The sequence below is a fragment of the Aminobacter sp. BA135 genome (assembly GCF_050859125.1).
In the GTDB taxonomy this organism is placed as follows: domain Bacteria; phylum Pseudomonadota; class Alphaproteobacteria; order Rhizobiales; family Rhizobiaceae; genus Aminobacter; species Aminobacter ciceronei.
Genome location: NZ_CP139572.1, coordinates 4,620,458 through 4,638,543 on the forward strand (window position 1 = coordinate 4,620,458; position 18,086 = coordinate 4,638,543).

Annotated in this window: 18 protein-coding genes; 9 read left to right on the plus strand and 9 right to left on the minus strand. The window is 63.8% G+C overall.

The window, feature by feature from the left end; genetic code table 11:
• Positions 1-72 precede the first annotated feature (72 nt).
• Entirely contained in the window at positions 73-2,172 is a 2,100-nt protein-coding gene (locus SLT36_RS22560) for a S9 family peptidase (protein ID WP_432284521.1), read from the plus strand.
• A 79-nt stretch (positions 2,173-2,251) separates the two neighbouring features.
• On the opposite strand, the gene SLT36_RS22565 is transcribed toward SLT36_RS22560, so the two are convergent.
• From SLT36_RS22565 to SLT36_RS22580, 4 genes are all read right to left on the minus strand, one after another.
• A complete protein-coding gene (locus SLT36_RS22565) occupies positions 2,252-3,205 on the minus strand; it encodes a c-type cytochrome (protein WP_432284522.1) in 954 nt (317 codons plus the stop codon).
• A 10-nt stretch (positions 3,206-3,215) separates the two neighbouring features.
• Positions 3,216-3,653 carry a c-type cytochrome gene (locus SLT36_RS22570; protein WP_432284523.1) on the minus strand — a complete coding sequence of 146 codons (438 nt, stop codon included), beginning with the start codon at positions 3,651-3,653 and terminating at the stop codon, positions 3,216-3,218.
• A 198-nt stretch (positions 3,654-3,851) separates the two neighbouring features.
• Positions 3,852-4,448, minus strand: coding sequence for a superoxide dismutase (locus tag SLT36_RS22575; protein ID WP_067964376.1), 597 nt, complete (start codon positions 4,446-4,448; stop codon positions 3,852-3,854).
• Positions 4,449-4,555: 107 nt separating this feature from the next.
• Positions 4,556-5,434 (minus strand): branched-chain amino acid aminotransferase, encoded by an 879-nt coding sequence (locus SLT36_RS22580; protein ID WP_432284524.1) that lies wholly within the window; start codon positions 5,432-5,434, stop codon positions 4,556-4,558.
• A 141-nt stretch (positions 5,435-5,575) separates the two neighbouring features.
• On the opposite strand from SLT36_RS22580, the gene SLT36_RS22585 reads away from it, so the two are divergent.
• Both SLT36_RS22585 and SLT36_RS22590 read left to right on the plus strand, forming a co-directional pair.
• The gene (locus SLT36_RS22585; RefSeq protein WP_432284525.1) at positions 5,576-6,238 is read left to right on the plus strand and encodes a haloacid dehalogenase type II; all 663 of its coding nucleotides are present in this window, start codon (positions 5,576-5,578) and stop codon (positions 6,236-6,238) included.
• 179 nt (positions 6,239-6,417) lie between these two features.
• Positions 6,418-7,158 carry a L,D-transpeptidase gene (locus SLT36_RS22590; protein WP_432284526.1) on the plus strand — a complete coding sequence of 247 codons (741 nt, stop codon included), beginning with the start codon at positions 6,418-6,420 and terminating at the stop codon, positions 7,156-7,158.
• Between the two features lie 75 nt (positions 7,159-7,233).
• Here SLT36_RS22590 and SLT36_RS22595 read toward each other — a convergent pair whose 3' ends face one another.
• Positions 7,234-8,790, minus strand: coding sequence for a helicase HerA-like C-terminal domain-containing protein (locus tag SLT36_RS22595; RefSeq protein WP_432284527.1), 1,557 nt, complete (start codon positions 8,788-8,790; stop codon positions 7,234-7,236).
• A 174-nt stretch (positions 8,791-8,964) separates the two neighbouring features.
• Here SLT36_RS22595 and SLT36_RS22600 point away from each other — a divergent pair, with 174 nt between their 5' ends.
• Positions 8,965-9,195: an AbrB/MazE/SpoVT family DNA-binding domain-containing protein gene (locus SLT36_RS22600; RefSeq protein WP_067964384.1), complete on the plus strand. Its 231-nt coding sequence runs from the start codon at positions 8,965-8,967 to the stop codon at positions 9,193-9,195.
• Positions 9,192-9,578: a type II toxin-antitoxin system death-on-curing family toxin gene (locus SLT36_RS22605; protein ID WP_432284528.1), complete on the plus strand. Its 387-nt coding sequence runs from the start codon at positions 9,192-9,194 to the stop codon at positions 9,576-9,578. Before SLT36_RS22600 ends, SLT36_RS22605 begins: the two co-directional genes overlap by 4 nt.
• Here SLT36_RS22605 and SLT36_RS22610 read toward each other — a convergent pair.
• From SLT36_RS22610 to SLT36_RS22625, 4 genes are all read right to left on the minus strand, one after another.
• A complete protein-coding gene (locus tag SLT36_RS22610) occupies positions 9,575-10,045 on the minus strand; it encodes a GreA/GreB family elongation factor (RefSeq protein ID WP_432284529.1) in 471 nt (156 codons plus the stop codon). The two genes, SLT36_RS22605 and SLT36_RS22610, sit on opposite strands and share 4 nt — an antisense overlap.
• Before the next feature lie 65 nt (positions 10,046-10,110).
• A complete protein-coding gene (locus SLT36_RS22615; protein ID WP_432284530.1) occupies positions 10,111-11,115 on the minus strand; it encodes an asparaginase in 1,005 nt (334 codons plus the stop codon).
• 72 nt (positions 11,116-11,187) lie between these two features.
• Complete coding sequence (locus tag SLT36_RS22620) at positions 11,188-11,919, minus strand: SDR family NAD(P)-dependent oxidoreductase (RefSeq protein ID WP_432284531.1); 732 nt, start codon at positions 11,917-11,919, stop codon at positions 11,188-11,190.
• Positions 11,916-13,079, minus strand: coding sequence for an acetyl-CoA acetyltransferase (locus SLT36_RS22625; RefSeq protein ID WP_154384976.1), 1,164 nt, complete (start codon positions 13,077-13,079; stop codon positions 11,916-11,918). The genes SLT36_RS22620 and SLT36_RS22625 overlap by 4 nt, the downstream gene beginning before the upstream one ends.
• A 201-nt stretch (positions 13,080-13,280) precedes the next feature.
• Here SLT36_RS22625 and betI point away from each other — a divergent pair, with 201 nt between their 5' ends.
• From betI to betA, 4 genes are read left to right on the plus strand one after another with little or no spacing between them, the layout of a single operon-like run.
• Entirely contained in the window at positions 13,281-13,871 is a 591-nt protein-coding gene (gene betI / locus SLT36_RS22630) for a transcriptional regulator BetI (protein ID WP_432284532.1), read from the plus strand.
• Positions 13,868-15,397, plus strand: a complete 1,530-nt coding sequence (gene betC / locus SLT36_RS22635) for a choline-sulfatase (RefSeq protein ID WP_432284533.1) — start codon at positions 13,868-13,870, stop codon at positions 15,395-15,397. Before betI ends, betC begins: the two co-directional genes overlap by 4 nt.
• Entirely contained in the window at positions 15,397-16,395 is a 999-nt protein-coding gene (locus SLT36_RS22640) for a threonine/serine dehydratase (protein WP_371818657.1), read from the plus strand. Before betC ends, SLT36_RS22640 begins: the two co-directional genes overlap by 1 nt.
• On the plus strand, positions 16,388-18,040 hold the full coding sequence (gene betA, locus SLT36_RS22645; RefSeq protein ID WP_432284534.1) for a choline dehydrogenase: 1,653 nt from the start codon (positions 16,388-16,390) through the stop codon (positions 18,038-18,040). Before SLT36_RS22640 ends, betA begins: the two co-directional genes overlap by 8 nt.
• The last annotated feature ends 46 nt before the right edge of the window (positions 18,041-18,086 follow it).

The window sequence follows — 18,086 nt, forward strand, 5'->3', positions numbered from 1 at the left end:
ACTCCGCCCTTGAACCCGCCCTGATCGACGTGTTCATTCGGCATTCAAGAACCAGCACCCACGCGAGACCTAATGACCCGACCCAAGATTTTCGCCGACATCGCCGCGCCCGTGACCGACAAGCGCCCCGTCTCCGACACGCGCCACGGCATCACGCGCGTCGACGAATATGCCTGGCTGCGCGCCGACAACTGGCAGGAGGTGTTCCGCGACCCGAGCGTGCTCGATGCCGATATCCGCAGCCATCTCGAAGCCGAAAACGGCTACCAGGCCGAGCTGATGACCGATACTGCCGAGCTCAGGAAGGCGCTGTTTGCGGAAATGAAGGGCCGCATCAAGGAAGACGATTCCTCGGTGCCGATGAAGGATGGCCCTTTCGCTTATGGCTCCTCGTTCAAGAAGGGCGGCGAGCAGCCGCGCTACTTCCGCATTCCGAGCGAAGGCGGTCCGGAAGAGATCATCCTCGACGGCGACAAGGAAGCCGACGGCCACGCCTATTTCCGCCTCGGCGGCATCGACCACTCGTCGGACCACAAGCGCCTGATCTGGGCCTTCGACGACAAGGGGTCGGAATTCTACACGCTGCGCGTGCGCGACATCGGCAGCGGCGCGGAACTTGACGACGTGGTCGGCGACACCGGCGGTTCGGGCACCTGGGACGCGGCCAATACCGGCTTCTTCTACACCCGCCTCGATCCCAACCACCGGCCGTCAAAGGTGTTCTACCATGGGCTCGGCACGAACGCCGCAGCGGACCGGCTGGTCTATGAGGAAACCGACCCCGGCTTCTTCATGAATGTCGGCGGCACGCGCTCTAACGAATGGATCATGATCTCCATCAGCGACCATGAGACCTCAGAGTACCGGCTGTTCCCGGCAAACGATCCGCTGGCCGCGCCAAAACTCGTGGCAGCGCGCGAGATCGGCCTGCAATACGACCTCGAAGAAGGCGGCGACGTCTTTTTCGTCCTGACCAATGCCGATGGCGCCAAAGACTTCAAGATCATGACCGCACCGGTCAGCGATCCGGCGCGAAGCAACTGGAAGGAGCTGGTTGCCCATGAACCTGGCCGCCTCATCCTGTCGGTGGTCGGCTTCAAGGACTTCATGGTCCGTCTCGAGCGCAAGGAGGGCCTGCCCCGCATCGTCGTCCATGAGCGCGCCACGGGTGCCGAGCACCTCATCTCCTTCCCCGAAGAGGCGTTCTCGCTCGGGCTGTCGGGTTCCTACGAATACGACACCGACACCATGCGCTTTTCCTATTCGTCGATGACCACCCCGTCGCAGCTGTTCGACTACAACATGCGGACACGCGAACGGACCCTGCTCAAGACGCAGGAAGTACCGTCGGGCCACAACATCGACGACTATGTCACGCGCCGCCTGATGGCTCCGGCGACGGATGGCGAACTGGTGCCGATCTCGCTGATCCACCACCGCGACACCCCGCTCGACGGAACAGCACCGTGCCTGCTCTATGGCTACGGCTCCTACGGCATGACCATTCCGGCTTCGTTCAACACCAACTGCCTGTCGCTGGTCGACCGCGGCTTCGTCTATGCCATCGCCCATATCCGCGGCGGCAAGGACAAGGGTTATGCCTGGTACGAGGACGGCAAGCGCGCGACCAAGGTCAACACCTTCACCGACTTCATCGCCTCAGCCCACCATCTCGTCGCCGAGCGCTACACCGCGCATGAGCGCATCGTCGCGCAAGGCGGCTCGGCCGGCGGCATGCTGATGGGAGCGGTGGCCAACATGGCGCCCGAGGCCTTTGCCGGCATCATCGCCGAAGTGCCCTTCGTCGACGTGCTGACCACCATGCTCGACGACACCTTGCCGCTGACGCCGCCGGAATGGCCCGAATGGGGCAATCCGATCGCCTCGGAAGCGGACTACAAGACCATCGCCGCCTACTCGCCCTACGACAATGTCGCTGATGTCGACTATCCGCCGATCCTGGCGGTGGCCGGCCTGACCGATCCGCGCGTCACCTATTGGGAACCGGCCAAATGGGCGGCACGGCTGCGCGAGCGCAAGTCGGGCGACAGCCCGGTGCTGTTCAAGATCAACATGGATTCGGGCCATGCCGGCGCCTCCGGCCGCTTCTCCAGGCTCGAGGAAGTCGCCTTCAACTATGCTTTTGCCCTGAAGGTAGCCGGGCGCGCCTGAGATCGCGATGGAGAGACCGGCGGTCGCTGGCCGCCCTGCATCGGGACTAGAACCGGCGGCCTCTGGCCGCCGGTGGGGCTCAACCCGCAGGTTTCGGCTGCTGCGCCGGGTAACCGTTGGCGCGTGGCGGGATGGCCTTGAGATAGGCGGCGATCGCCTCCCGGTCGGCGGCGGTCAGCCTCGCCATGTTCTTCTGCACCTCGACCATGGTGCCGCCCACCGAATCGAACTCCGGCGTGAAGCCGGTTTCGAGATAGCCTGTGATGTCCCCCTCGGACCAGCCGCTGATGTCCTTGCCTTCGGGCGTGATGTTGGGCACGACGCCGTCGCCTTCGGCGGCCGTGGCGCCAGCCAGCCACTGGCCCTTTTCGGTGCCGCCGGCAAGGCTGCGCGGTGTGTGGCATTCGCCGCAATGGCCGGCACCTTCGACCAGGTCCCGACCGTGCAGCACGTTTTCGGGCGTGCCCTCGGCAAAGGCGACCACCGGTTCGTTGCTGAGATAGAGCTGCTTCCACAGCCCGAGCCCGCGCCGGATGTTGAAGGGGAAACCTAGCTCGTGATCGGGCGCCCTGCCCTCAACGGCCGGAAGCGTCTTCAGGAATGCATAGAGATCGGCAACATCGGACGGCTTCATGCGGGCGTAGGAAGCGTAAGGAAATGCCGGGTAGAGATGCTGTCCGTCGCGCGACACGCCCTTCAGCATCGCATTGGCGAAGTCTTGGAGCGACCATGCACCGATGCCATCAGCGGCATCGGAAGAAATGTTCGGCGCAACGAAGGTGCCGAACTGGGTCTTGAGCTCGACGCCGCCTGCAAGCTTAAGCCGCGCATCGCCTTCGGATTTAGGTTGGGCATGGCAGGAAGCACAGCCGCCGGCGTCAAAAATCCGCTGGCCGCGGCTGGCGTCACCAGTGCCCAGTGCCGCCAACGTCTCTGGCGCCAGTCTCTGCGGAACCGTCAGCCACCAGAAAATCGCGGCCCCGGCGCCACCGAGCGCCAGAGCCGCAACTGCGAGTTTCCTGAAAACAGCCATCCGCGAGGGGTCAGCCCTTCTTCACGCGGAACGCCTCGTGGCAGGTGCCGCAGGTCTGGCCGATCGTGCCGACCTGTGCCTTCAACGCATCGATGTCGGCAGCCGGGCTGGCGACTGCAGCGGCGGTGACAGCCTTGAACTTGTCGACCTGAGCCTGGAAGCCGGCCAGGTCTTCCCAGATCTTCGGCGAGGCGGTGGTGTCACCCTGGTCGCTGCCGGCGGGGAACGACGCTGCCACGTCGATCTTCTGGACGTTGTCGTTGAGCGCGGTCAGGGCGGCGACGACAGCCGCCGCATCGAACGGCGCCTCGCCCTTCACCATCTTCACCAGTGTGCCGACTTGCTTCGCATTTTCCTTCATCACTGCCTGGCGGTCAGCAATCACATCGGCGAATGCTGCGGTGGTAGCGAGCGCGAGCGCTGCGACGGCAAACACAATTTTCTTCATCAGGTCCTCTCTCGGTTGCAACAGCTGCCTAGGGCCAACGGCGAAACTGGCCGAATTCGTCCTGAAATTCTCTTCACGCTTCCGTGACTGTTAGAGTTTTTCGAACATTTCCACCCAAACGCAAAACCCCGGCGGTTGCCGGGGTTTCAGATGCGTCGGCCGGTCACATCAGGGGATGCGACCGGGCAGGTCTGCGGCTCAGGCCTTTTCGTAGAGCTCGAGCACGTAGTCCCAGTTGATCAGGCTGTCGACAAATGCCTCAAGGTACTTCGGACGGGCATTGCGATAGTCGATGTAGTAGGAGTGCTCCCAGACGTCGACGCCGAGGATCGGGGTCGCGCCGTGAACCAGCGGGTTCTCGCCGTTCGGGGTCTTGGAGATGGCGAGCTTGCCATCCTTGACCGACAGCCAGGCCCAGCCCGAGCCGAACTGCGTGGTGCCGGCAGCGATGAAGTCGGCCTTGAACTTGTCGTAACCGCCGAGATCGGCGTCGACGGCCTTCTGCAGTGCGCCCGGCAGCTTGTTGCCGCCGCCGCCCTTCTTCATCCACTTCCAGAAATGGACGTGGTTGTAGTGCTGGGCGGCGTTGTTGAACAGGCCGGCGTTCTTGCCGAACGACTGCTTCACCACCTCTTCCAGCGACAACTTGTCCATGCCCGCTTCGGCAGCCAGCTTGTTGCCGTTGTCGACATAGGCCTTGTGGTGCTTGTCGTGATGGTACTCGAGCGTCTCCTTCGACATGAAGGGCTGCAGCGCCTCGTAGTCGTAGGGCAATTCGGGCAATTCAAAAGCCATGGATCATACTCCCTTGCTGGCAATTTCGCGGCATGACTATGCCGTCTACAGATAGGTCGTCGTCATCTTGGAAACAGATGAGAGGCACTGTTTTTTCTTCGCTGCACTCAGGCCTTGCCGGTAGAGTGAGCCCACTCCCAATATAGCTCGCGAGACTTTTTTGCTACCGGTCCCGGCTGCAGATTTCGGTCTTCGATGCGCGTCACGGGAACGACCTTGGAGTGGTTTCCGGTCGAGAAAATCTCGTCGGCTTCGAGGAATTCGCGCACCGAAAGCGTCTTCTCGATGACGGTGTGGCCACGCTCGGCAAGCAACGACATTGTCCGGCTGCGGGTGATTCCGGACAAGAAAGTTCCATTCGGCGCCGGCGTGAACACCTGGCCGTTCTTGACCAGGAAGATGTTCGACGATCCAGTCTCGGCGACGTTGCCCAGCATGTCGAGCACCAGCGCATTGTCGAAACCGCGCATCTTGGCATCGAGGATGGCGCGGCCGTTGTTCGGATAAAGGCAGCCGGCCTTGGCGTTGGTCGGCATTGTTTCCATGCTCGGCCGGCGAAACGGCGACAGGCCGATCGAAAATCCGGTCGGCGGCAGCATCGGTGATTCGTAGAGGCAGAGGCAGAACCGCGTCGACGACGGGTCCGCCGGGACCCCCATGTAGCCGCCATGCTCGGCCCAATACATCGGCCTGATGTAAACCGCCGTGTTGCCGTCGAATTTCTTGAGCCCATCCCAGGTCAGCCCGACGATCTGCTCCGGGCTCATCGTCGGCTTGAGACCGAGCGCGATCGCCGAGGAGTTGACCCGCCGCGAATGCGCTTCGAGATCGGGCGCCACGCCCTCGAACCAGCGGCCGCCGTCGAAGACGCTGGACCCAAGCCACATGGCGTGGCTGCGCGGGCCGATGAGCGCGACATTGCCCTCGTGCCAATCGCCGTCGACATAGGTCCAGGTCGTGGATTGTGCAGCCGCAGCGAGCGTCATGGTCTTTTCCCGTCGCATCTTGTTGGTTTCGGGCATCGAAAAGGCTTTGGCCGGCCCCGTCAACCGGCAGCAGGCCTAAATGTTGGAGCCAGGGAATAGTTGTGCTTGCGCTCGCCGCCAAGCCGTTGGAAAACCACAGGCATGCGCCACGCCGCCTACATATTCGACGCCTATGGCACGCTGTTCGACGTGCACGCCGCCGTTCGCCGCCATGCCGCCGACATCGGCCCGAACGGCCAGTTGCTGTCCGAGATCTGGCGGGCCAAGCAGCTCGAATATTCCTGGGTCCGCACCCTGATGGGCGCCTATCTCGACTTCTGGCAGCTCACAGAACAGGCGCTCGACTTCGCCTTCCGCAAGGTGCCCTCCGTCGATCCGGCCATGCGCAGCAAGCTGCTCGACGCCTATTGGCGGCTCGATTGCTACCCGGAGGTGCCCGCCGTCCTGCGCAACCTGAAGGACAACGGCGCCCGGCTGGCGATCCTGTCCAATGGTTCGCCCGCCATGCTAGAGGCAGCCACCCGTTCCGCCGGGCTCGACCTCATCCTGGACGAGATATTCTCCGTCGACAGCGTCCGCCGCTTCAAGACGGACCAGTCGGTGTATGATCTGGTGGCCAGCAGCTGGCGCCTCTATCCCGAGGCAATATCGTTCCAGTCGTCCAATCGATGGGACATAGCGGGCGCCGCCAAGTTCGGCTGCCGCACCGTCTGGATCAACCGCGCCGACCAGCCGGACGAATATCGCGACTTCCCGCCATCCCTGATCCTGCCGTCGCTGGAAGGTTTAGTTACAATTGGTTAGCTAACCATAGGTCAGGTATGTTGCCATAACGCAACAGTGATTGGCGCGTCACATCGTTGCCATGCTTTGTCCACCCTAAGGTCTGATTTTGACCCGCCTATCTCCGTGAGCGTTAAGGGGACGCCGACCGTTTCCCTGAATTCACCATTTCTTTCGAACTGGACTCCTAGATCGCAGCCATGCCCATATCCAATGATTCATCCCGCCCTCTGTCGAGGCGCGGCTTTCTCAACCTGGCAGCCGCGGGTGCCGCCACGGCAGCGCTTTCGGCCTGCTCGACCGTCAGCGGCGGCGGCCAGTTCGTGCAAGCGCCTCAGATCGTCCCGCCGACGCCCACCATCGATCCGGACTTCGGCGACTACGTCAACATGTATGGCCCGGTCAGCGACGAGGGCTATGAGGTTCCCGGCATTCCGGTCAAAAAGGTGAAGCCCCAGTTCCTTCGCCAGATCGTCGCCGATCCGACCGGCGAACGTCCCGGCACGCTGGTCGTCGATACCTCGACCCACTTCCTCTATCTCGTGCGCGAAAACGGCCAGGCGATCCGCTACGGCGTCGGCCTGGGCCGCGCCGGGTTTGCCTGGCAGGGCCGCGCCGTCATCCAGTGGAAGCGCAAGTGGCCGAAGTGGACGCCGCCGGACGACATGATCGGCCGCCAGCCGGAACTCGAGAAGTACAGCGTCCGCAATGGCGGCATGGCCCCGGGGCTCAACAACCCTCTCGGCGCCCGTGCGCTCTACATCTTCCAGAACAACGAAGACACGCTCTACCGCGTCCATGGTTCGCCGGAATGGTGGACGATCGGCAAGTCGGTGTCGTCGGGCTGCGTGCGCCTGATGAACCAGGACATCATCGATCTCTACGACCGCGTGCCGTCCAAGACGCCGATCCTGGTCACCAACGGCCTCGGCATGGCCTGACCAGCCCAGGGCTGCCCATCAACGAAAAACGGCGCGTCATCGACGCGCCGTTTTTCTTTGGAGCCTCATGGTGTTTCAAAAGCCCTTCTTCAGGCTGCCCAGAATGCCGCGCACCAGCGCACGGCCGACCGACGAGCCGACGGAGCGCACGACCGACTTCAGCGCAGCTTCCGTCACCGTCTGCCGGTTCGAGGTTCGCGGCCTGGGCGCATTGCCGGTGTTGCGGCCACCGGGCGCCGGCGCATCATTGCCAAAGCCCGGAATGGTCCAGCCGCTGCCGCCGCCGGTATTCGCCTGCTGCTGCGCCTGCTCCTGGGCCTTTTGCGCCTCGAGCGCCTTCTTCTGCAGCATCTCGAAGGCCGATTCGCGGTCGACCGTCTGGTCGTACTGTCCGGCAACAGGGCTTTCGTTGATCAGCTTCTGGCGCTCCTGCGGCGTGATCGGCCCGAGCCGCGATGCCGGCGGCCGGATCAGCGTCCGCTGCACCATGGACGGCACACCCTTGGCCTCGAGCGTCGAGACCAACGCCTCGCCGGTGCCGAGCTGGGTGATGGCGGTGGCGCAGTTGAAGTCGGGGTTCGGACGGAAGGTATCGGCAGCGGTCTTCACCGCCTTCTGCTCGCGCGGCGTGTAGGCGCGCAGCGCATGCTGGACACGGTTGCCGAGTTGGGCGAGCACGGCTTCGGGGACGTCGAGCGGGTTCTGGGTGACGAAATAGACGCCGACGCCCTTGGAGCGGATCAGGCGCACGACCTGCTCGACCCGGTCGACGACAATCTTGGGTGCCTCGTCGAACAGAAGGTGGGCTTCGTCGAAGAAGAACACCAGCTTCGGCTTGTCGGGATCGCCGACCTCGGGCAGCACCTCGAACAGCTCCGACAGCAGCCAGAGCAGGAAGGTGGCATAAAGCCTGGGGTTCATCATCAGCTTGTCGGCGGCCAGCACGTTGATCGCGCCGCGGCCGTCGCGCGTGGTGCGCATGATGTCGGCGATCTTCAGCGCCGGCTCACCGAAGAAGTGGTTGCCGCCCTGCTGCTCGAGCACCAGCAGCGACCGCTGGATCGCGCCGACCGAAGGCTTGGTGATATTGCCGTAGCGGGTACCGATTTCGTCGGCGCGATCGGCGATGTTGGCCAAGAGCGACTGCAAGTCCTTCATGTCGAGCAGCAGCAGGCCTTCCTCGTCGGCAATGCGGAAAGCGATGTTGAGCACGCCTTCCTGCGCCTCCGTCAGGTTCATCAGCCGCGACAGAAGCAGCGGGCCCATTTCGGAAATGGTCGCGCGGATGGGATGCCCCTGTTCGCCGAACAGGTCCCAGAAAATGACAGGGAATTCCTGGAACTCATATGGGTCGAGCTTGATCGCCTCGGCGCGGGCAGTGAGAAAATCCTTGGCCTCGCCGATCATCGAGATGCCCGACAGGTCACCCTTGATGTCGGCGCAGAACACCGGAACGCCGGCATTGGAGAAGCCCTCGGCCAGTATCTGCAGCGTCACCGTCTTGCCGGTGCCGGTCGCGCCTGTAACCAGGCCGTGGCGATTGCCGTATTTCAACAGCAATTCTTCGGGTCGTTGATAGCTATCGTCCGGCTTGCGGCTGGCACCAATGAAAATGCTGTCGTCCTGCGCCATGGGCGTTGTCTCCGGCAATGCTATTTTCCGACCGCAGCTGCGGCCACCTGCAAGGTATAGTGGCGGTCTACGCAAGCGACAATGGCTTGGTTCCGGCCGGGGCTTGGTTCCGGCCGGGGCTTGGTTCCGGCGAGTCGGCATGTTATACATAAGTTATAACATGGAGACTTGGCCATGAATGTGACAGTGCGCAAGATCGGAAACTCGGAAGGCGTGATCCTGCCGAAGGAGGTGCTGGAGCGGCACAATCTGAGGGCTGGCGACACGCTGGTTCTCACCGAAGACGGCAACGAATTGCGCCTCAGCCCGGCACAGGACGACCCAGAGGAATTCGAGCGCAAGATGAAGATCGCGCGCGAACGGATGAAGAAGTACGAGGTTGCCTATCGCGCACTGGCGAAATGACCGAGTTCCACTCGCGTCAATTCGTCGAGGCGCTGCATGCCGAACAGCTGCGCCTGCACGGTGGCGCACCGGGCGTTCGATCAGAGGACATGCTGGAGTCGGCGCCGGCGCGCCCGCTGCAAAAGGTCGCTTACGGCACACCGGACCGATGCGAACTGGCAGCGGCCTATCTGTTCGGCATCGCCAAGAACCATCCCTTTGTCGACGGCAACAAGCGCACGGCATTTGCCGCAGCGGACTTGTTTCTGTTTTTCAATGGCTTGAGCGTCGAGGCATCGCAACAGGACGTTATCCAGTTCGTGCTCATGGTCGCGGCCGGCGAAATCGATGAAGCCGGCGCCACCGCATTCTTCCGCGACCACACGGTTCCTGTCGAAAGCTAGCTGCCCAGTTCGACGATTTCCCATTCATGGCCGTTGACCGAGGCGAGGTCGCCGACCGATTTGCCGAACAGCGCGACCGCCATCGGCGAGGCATGCGAGATGCGGCCCTTGGCGGCGTCGGCCTCGTCTTCGCCGACGATCTGCCAGACGTTGCGCTTGCCCTTGTCGTCCTCGATGACAACCTTCATGCCGAAGCGAACGACCGTGCTGTCAGGTTCGGGAATGGAAACCTCTGCCGTCTCGCGGCGCGACTGCCAATAGCGCAGGTCGCGCGACACCGTCGCAATGCGCTCGCGATCGGCATCGGCCTCGGCCTTGGCCAGATCCTCACGCAGGCTGGCGAGCTGGGCTTCGATATGGGCGAGGCCTTGCTCGGTGACCAGGTTTCGCGACGCGCTGACCGGCCGTTCGCCAATGTCGGCGATTACGTTTTCGCTATCGTCTTCGCGGGTAAAAGCTCTACTCATCAACCGAACCTAGGTGTTCGCTGCATGGATAACAAGCCAGCCACGCTGACCCGCCCATTGCGTCCTCAGCCGAATGCAGCGCTGGGCCGAAGCGACGCAACTTGAATGCCGTTCCAGTTCTTGAGCACAGGATTGGCAGCCTTTTTCATGCTGCCGGACAGCGCTTCGTCAGCGGCCAGAAGCCTGGCCAGGACCGCCGCGATCATGACCTCGGCCGCCCTGCCGGCGCCGTCGTCGCATTTCAACGCAATGCCGAGCCCGAGTTCGGGCACGGCCGCGCAAAACACGCCTTCGGCGCCAACCTTGACGAAGATCCGTCCGGGTGCAGTCTGCATCAACTCCGTATCGGCCCTGTCGGTTCCAGCGACCAGAAAAGGTTCGCTCATGCAGGCCGACATCAGCCGGCGTGCAGCCCCTGCCCGCTCGGTGCCGAGCCCATTGCCGGTGACCATGCGCGCGAACCCCAAGGCAAGGTTTTGCAGCGGCACGGCAAAGGTCGGGATCGAACAGCCGTCAATTCCGCGATTGGCCTCGTCGTGCCGGGCCCCTGTGACCGCTTCCATCGTCTCGCGCACCATCTCCTGGAAACGATGCTCGGGCCTGACATAACCCTGATGCGCGATGCCGAGGTGGCGGCAGGTGCAGACGAAGGCGGAATGCTTGCCCGAGCAATTGTTGTGCAGCGCGCTCGGCGAGGCGCCGCTGCGGGCCAGCGCAATCGTCGCGGCATGGTTTGAAGGCCAGTGCGCGCCGCATTCGAGCGCATCGACATCGAGGCCGGCCCTGGCGAGCATGGCATTGGCAAGCTCGGCATGGGCGACTTCGCCGGAATGCGAGGAACAGGCCAGCGCCAGTTCACGATCGCCGAAGCCATATGCATCGGCCGTGCCGCTTTCGACGAAGGGCAGCGCCTGGATCGCCTTGACCGCCGAGCGCGGGAAGACCTGTTGCTGCGCGTCGCCCATGGCCCAGACCTGCTTGCCGTCGCCGTCGACGACGACCACCGCACCACGATGCACGCTTTCTACGAGGTCGCCGCGCAGCACCTCGACAAGAACCGGATTTGCCATTTTCAACGAGCCTTCATGCGCTAGCGGATGTTTTTTTGCCGGGCATGCGCGTGCCCGACTGGCGGTGCAGCATCATGCCTTGTCACCCGATAGCGCGGCGGCGAGGAAACCGCCATCCACCGCAAGTGTATGACCGTTGACATAACTTGCTTCCGGCGACAGCAGAAAGGCAACGGCGGCGGCGATCTCCTCGGGCTCGGCATAACGGCCCTGCGGCATCAGCCGCGGCGCGATCCCGCTGCCATTGCCGTCTGCCTCGATTTCGGTCGGCCCGGCGGCAACGGCATTGACGCGAACGCCGCGACTGCCGACCTCCAGCGCCAGCACCTCGGCCATCAGCTTCAGCCCGGCCTGTGAGGCAGCAACCGCGAGCCTGCCGCGATGCGCGCGCAGGCCGGCGACCGAGCCGACATTGACGATGGACAAGGACGCTCCCATCCGCTCGAGTGCGGCATGGGCAGCGATGAACGGCCCGACCAGATTGACGTCGAGCGCTTCGCGCAACATTTCGGCGCTGGTGTCTTCGGCACTTGCATGCCGGTCGAAGCCGGCCACCGCCACCAGTCCGCCAATGAGACCAAGGCTGTCGACCACCTGGTCGAACGCTTCGGCGACATTGTCCTCGTCTGTCGGGTCGGCCTCGATGAAGAGGACATCGTCATTGTCGATTGCGTCTGCGGCAGCGGCAAGGGCTGCCGCATCGCCATCGATCATTGCCACCGGCCATCCATCTGATACCAGGCGCTCGGCCACGGCAAGGCCGATGCCCGACGCACCGCCGATGACGACGGCCGAATGCCTCATCTGATGCGGTCCAGGATCGACACGTAGTTGGCGACCGCGGCACCGCCCATGTTGAAGATGCCACCCAGCCTGGCATCCTTGACCTGGATGCCGCCGGCTTCGCCGGCAAGCTGCATCGCGGTCAAGACATGCATCGACACGCCGGTCGCACCGATCGGATGCCCCTTGGCCTTGAGACCACCCGAGGGATTGACCGGCAGGCGTCCGTCCCTGGCGGTGATGCCCTCCATGACGACGCGGGCACCCTCGCCGCGCGGCGCAAGCCCCATGGCCTCATATTCGATCAGCTCGGCGATGGTGAAGCAGTCATGCGTCTCGACGAAGGACAGGTCGTCGAGCGAAACGCCCGCCGCCTTCAACGCCTGGTTCCAGGCCAGTTCGCAACCTTCGAACTGCAGGATGTCGCGCTTCGACATCGGCAGGAAGTCCTGCACATGCTCGTTGGCGCGGAACGCAATCGCACGCTTCATCTTCAGCGCCGTGGTCGCATCGGTCAGCACCAGGGCTGCCGCACCGTCGGAGACGAGAGAGCAGTCGGTGCGCTTCAGCGGGCCGGCGACAAAAGGGTTCTTCTCACTCTCCTGGCGGCAGAAGTCGAAGCCGAAATCCTTGCGCATCTGGGCGTACGGGTTTTCGACGCCGTTCTTGTGGTTCTTGGCAGCGATCATCGCCAGCGCATCGGACTGGTCGCCATACCGCTGGAAATAGGCCTGGGCGATCTTGCCGAAGACGCCGGCAAAGCCTGCCGGGGTGTCGCCATCCTCGGGCAGATAGGAGGCGCGCAAAAGGTTCTTGCCGATCTCCGGTCCAGGCGTGGTGGTCATCTGTTCGGCGCCGACCACCAGCACGATGCGCTGGCCGGCATTGACGGCACGGATGCCCTGGCGCACGGCGGCAGAGCCGGTGGCGCAGGCATTTTCGACACGCGTCGCCGGCTTGAAACGCAGGCGATCGTCGGCCTGCAGCACAAGGCTCGCGGTGAAATCCTGGGCGGAGAAGCCGGCATTGAAATGGCCGAGCACGATCTCGTCGACATCTTCCGGCCCGACGCCCGCATGCGCCAGCGCCTCGGTGGCAACCTGCGTGATCAGGCTTTCCAGCGTCTCGCCTTCCAGCTTGCCGAAACGCGAATGCGCCCAGCCCACGATGCATGCGGTCATCTTCGTCTCCATCGTCATTGGTATGTTGCGCCATTTGGCGGGCGATTCCAACGCCCTTCAATTCCGTTCAAATATGAACAGTTTTCGACAACATTCAATGGTCCAGATGGGGGTTCCATGACGCATTCGAGACGACATGCGCCGTGATTTTTATTGATTGACGAGTCAATTAAAAATACTTTGGCCACTGGAGGATCCCGCATGCCCAAAGTCGGAATGGAGCCGCTGCGCCGCAAGGCGCTGATCGACGCGACGATCTCGGCGATCGGCGAGCGCGGCAACCTGGACGTGACCATGTCGGAGATCGCCGGACGCGCCGGCGTCTCCTCCGCGCTTGCCCATCACTATTTCGGCGCCAAGGACGAACTGCTTGCCGCGACCATGCGGCACCTTCTGTCCGAACTGCTGATCGACACGACCGTCGCACTTCGACAGGCTGAGACGGCGCGCGCCCGTGTCTCTGCCGTCATCGCGGTTAACTTCTCCGACAAGCAGTTCCGGTCGGAGACGATCGCCGCCTGGCTTGCCTTCTATGTCGAGGCGCAGAAATCGCCGGCGCTGCGCCGGCTGCTGCGTGTCTACGCCCATCGCCTGCATTCGAATCTGATGAGCGGCCTGACCCGGCTCCTGCAACGCCATGAGGCCGAGCGCGTCGCCGAGGCGACAGCGGCGCTGATCGACGGTCTCTACATTCGCCGGGCGTTGCGGGAGGGAATTCCCAATGCCGCCTCGGCCATAGCACTGGTCGAGGACTACCTCGAAACCAAGCTCTCGCAGGCGGGCAAGGCATGAAGACCAGGCAGCCCAACATCCTCATCGTCATGGTCGACCAGTTGGCCGGGACGTTCTTCCCCGACGGTCCAGCCGACTTCCTGCACACCCCGCACCTCAAGGCGCTCGCTGCGCGCTCGGCACGTTTCCGCAACAACTACACCGCCTCACCGCTCTGCGCGCCGGGCCGCGCCGCCTTCATGTCGGGGCAGTTGCCATCGCGCACCGGCGTCTATGACAACGCCGCCGAATTCACCTCGTCGGTCCCGACCTTTGCGCATCACCTGCGCGGTGCCGGCTACCACACCGTGCTGTCGGGCAAGATGCATTTCGTCGGCCCGGACCAGATGCACGGTTTCGAGGAGCGGCTGACAACCGACATCTATCCGGCCGATTTCGGCTGGACGCCGGACTATCGCAAGCCGGGCGAACGCATCGACTGGTGGTACCACAATCTCGGCTCGGTCACCGGCGCGGGCACTGCCGAAATTTCCAACCAGATGGAGTATGACGACGAGGTCGCTTTCCTGGCTGCCCAGAAGCTTTACGATTTCGCCCGCGTCTCCGATCAGGCCGAGCGCCGTCCCTGGTGCCTCACCGTCTCCTTCACCCATCCACACGACCCCTATGTCGCGCGCCGCCGGTATTGGGACCTCTATGAGGACTGCCCCGCCCTCGACCCCGAGGTCGGCTTCATCCCCGAGGACCAGCAGGACCCGCATTCGCAGCGCCTCTACCTCGCCAGCGACTATGCAAGCTTCGACATCACGCCGGAGCAGGTGCGCCGCTCGCGTCGCGGCTATTTCGCCAACATCTCCTATCTCGACGACAAGGTCGGCGAGCTGCTGTCGGTGCTCGAGCGCACGCGCATGGTCGACGACACCGTCATCCTGTTCTGCTCCGACCACGGCGACATGCTGGGCGAGCGCGGCCTGTGGTTCAAGATGTGCTTCTACGAAGGCTCGGCGCGTGTCCCCCTGATGGTCGCGGGCAAGGGCCTGCCGGCGGGCCTTATCGCCGCACCGACCTCCAACCTCGACGTGCTGCCGACGCTGTGCGACCTCGCCGGCATCGACCTCTCCGCTATCGCGCCCTGGACCGACGGGCAGTCTTTGCTGCCATTGGCGCGCGGCGAGCAGCGCAGCGCGCCGGTGCTCATGGAATACGCCGCCGAAGGCTCCTATGCGCCGCTGGTCGCCATCCGCGACGGCCGCTTCAAGTTCGTCCACTGCGAGATCGACCCGCCGCAGCTGTTTGATCTGGAATCGGACGCCAGCGAACTGCGCAACCTCGCAGTTGACCCCGCTTATGCCGATCTGGTCACCGACTTCATGGCAAAAGTCCGAGCCCGCTGGGACATGGCGGGCTTCGACGCCGCCGTGCGCGAGAGCCAGGCGCGGCGCTGGGTGATCTATCCCGCGCTGCGCAACGGCGCCTACTACCCATGGGATTTCCAGCCGCTGCAGAAAGCGTCGGAGCGCTACATGCGCAATCACATGGACCTCAACGTGCTCGAAGAGAGCAAGCGTTTCCCGAGGGGTGAATGATGAGCACCGAAGTTCCAGGTCTCGACCGGTTGCGAGAAGCCTATGCCGAGACATCGCAGGCGACGCAGCTGACGCCGCTGCTCGAATCTGCCGTCCTTGCCCGTGAGACTGGTGCTGCGCGTGTCTTCGTCAAGGCGGAGTCGCTGCAATGGTCCGGATCGTTCAAGGCGCGCGGCGCCTATTGGCGGCTGAAGCAGCTTTCACCTGAAGAAGCCAGACGCGGCGTTGTCGCCTTCTCCTCCGGCAATTTCGCCCAGGGCCTTGCCGCGGCCGGCCAGTCGCTCGGCATTCCCGTCACCATCGTCATGCCCATCGACGCTCCCGCCGCCAAACGCGAGGCGACCAAGGCCTATGGCGCACGCGTGGTCCTGACCGACCATGGCGACCGCGCCCGCGAAGAGGTCGCTGCCGCCAGGGCACGCGAAATCTCCGAGACCGAAGGGCTCGTCCTGCTCCATCCGTTCGACGATCCCGAGATCGTCGCCGGCCAGGCCGGCGCCGGCCTCGAAGCGCTCGACCAACTGGCAGCAAAGGGTGTGGTCGCCGACATCGTGCTCTGCCCCGTCGGCGGCGGCGGGCTGATCGGCGGCGTGGCTCTGGCCTTCCATCACCTTTCGCCGTCGACCGAAGTGTTCGCCGTGGAGCCCGAAGGCTTCAACGGGCTGGGCGCATCGCTCGCCAATGGCGCACTTTCCGCCGTGCCGCTGGCGGAGAAATCGATCTGCGACGGCCTGATGGCGCGCCGGCCGGGCGAAGCGCCCTTTGCCGCCATCACGACCACCAATGTTCGCGCGCTGACCGTCGACGATGCCTCCGTCCGCCGCGCGATGACCACGGCCTTCGAGCGGCTGAAACTCGTGCTCGAGCCGTCGGGCGCCTCGTCGCTGGCGGCACTTCTGGGAGGAAAGGTCGACGTGGCCGGCAAGACCGTGCTCGTCGTCGCAACCGGCGGCAACGTCTCGCTCGCCGATTTTTTGGTTCATGTGAACAATGCTTGAAGCAGATTACGTAATCGTCGGCTCCGGCTCGGCCGGCTCGGCAATGGCCTATCGCCTGTCGGAGGACGGCAAAAACTCGGTGATCGTCATCGAATATGGCGGCACCGATTTCGGCCCGCTGATCCAGATGCCGTCGGCACTGTCGATCCCGCTCAATATGAGCCGCTACGACTGGGGCTTTGCCAGCGAGCCGGAGCCGCATCTCGGCGGCCGCGTTCTCGCCACCCCACGCGGAAAGGTCCTCGGCGGCTCGTCCTCGATCAACGGCATGGTCTATGTCCGCGGCCATGCCCACGACTTCGACCACTGGGCAGAACAGGGTGCTGCCGGCTGGGGCTATGCCGACGTGCTGCCCTACTTCAAGCGCATGGAGCATTCGAATGGCGGCGAGGAAGGCTGGCGCGGTACATCGGGTCCGCTCAACGTGCAGCGCGGGCCGCGCAAGAACCCGCTCTACCAGGCCTTCGTCGAGGCCGGCCGCCAGGCCGGTTTCGAGCTGACCGAAGACTATAATGGCGCCAAGCAGGAAGGCTTTGGCGCGATGGAGCAGACCATACATGGCGGGCGCCGCTGGTCTGTCGCCAATGCCTATCTCAGGCCGGCGCTGAAACGCGGAAATGTCCGTGTCGTCAATGGCTTCGCCCGGCGCGTGGTGATCGAGAACCAACGTGCCACCGGCGTCGAGATCGAGACTCGCAGGAAGATTCAGGTCGTTAAGGCACGACGTGAGGTGATCGTCGCCGCCTCCTCCATCAACTCGCCGAAACTGCTGATGCTGTCGGGCATCGGACCGGCCGAGCATCTCAAGAAGCACGGCATAGCAGTTGTCGCCGACAGGCGCGGCGTCGGGCAGAATCTCCAGGACCACATGGAGCTCTATATCCAGCAGGAGGCGACCCAGCCGATTACCCTGCACTCGGTCTTCAACCCGTTCTCCAAGGCGCTGATCGGCGCGGAGTGGCTGCTGTTCAAGACCGGCCTCGGCGCCACCAACCATTTCGAAGCCGCAGCCTTCGTGCGCTCGAAATCAGGCGTCGACTACCCAGACATCCAGTTCCACTTCCTGCCGGCGGCCGTACGTTATGACGGCAAGGCGGCGGCCAAGTCGCATGGCTTCCAGGCCCATGTCGGGCCGATGCGGTCGAAGTCGCGCGGCGCGATCACGCTTCGCTCAAACGACCCGTGGGACAAGCCGGAGATCCGCTTCAACTACATGTCGCATCCCGACGACTGGGAAGACTTCCGCCACTGCATCCGCCTCACCCGCGAGATCTTCGGCCAGGCCGCCTTCGACCCGTTCCGCGGCAAGGAGATATCGCCCGGCAGCCATGTGCAGTCGGACGAGCAACTCGACGCCTTCATCCGCGAGCATTCGGAAAGCGCCTACCACCCTTGTGGCACCTGCCGCATGGGCCGGGCTGACGACCCGACCAGCGTCGTCGATCCCGAGTGCCGGGTGATCGGCGTGGACAGCCTGCGCGTTGCCGACTCCTCGATCTTCCCGCGCGTCACCAATGGCAACCTCAACAGCCCGTCGATCATGACTGGCGAAAAGGCGTCCGACCACATATTGGGGCGGACACCGCTCGCCCCGTCGAACCAGGAGCCGTGGATCAATCCGCGCTGGCAGGTCTCCGACAGATAAAGCATCATCCGGCCCACCCGCCGGACCATCGAATAGACAACTGGAG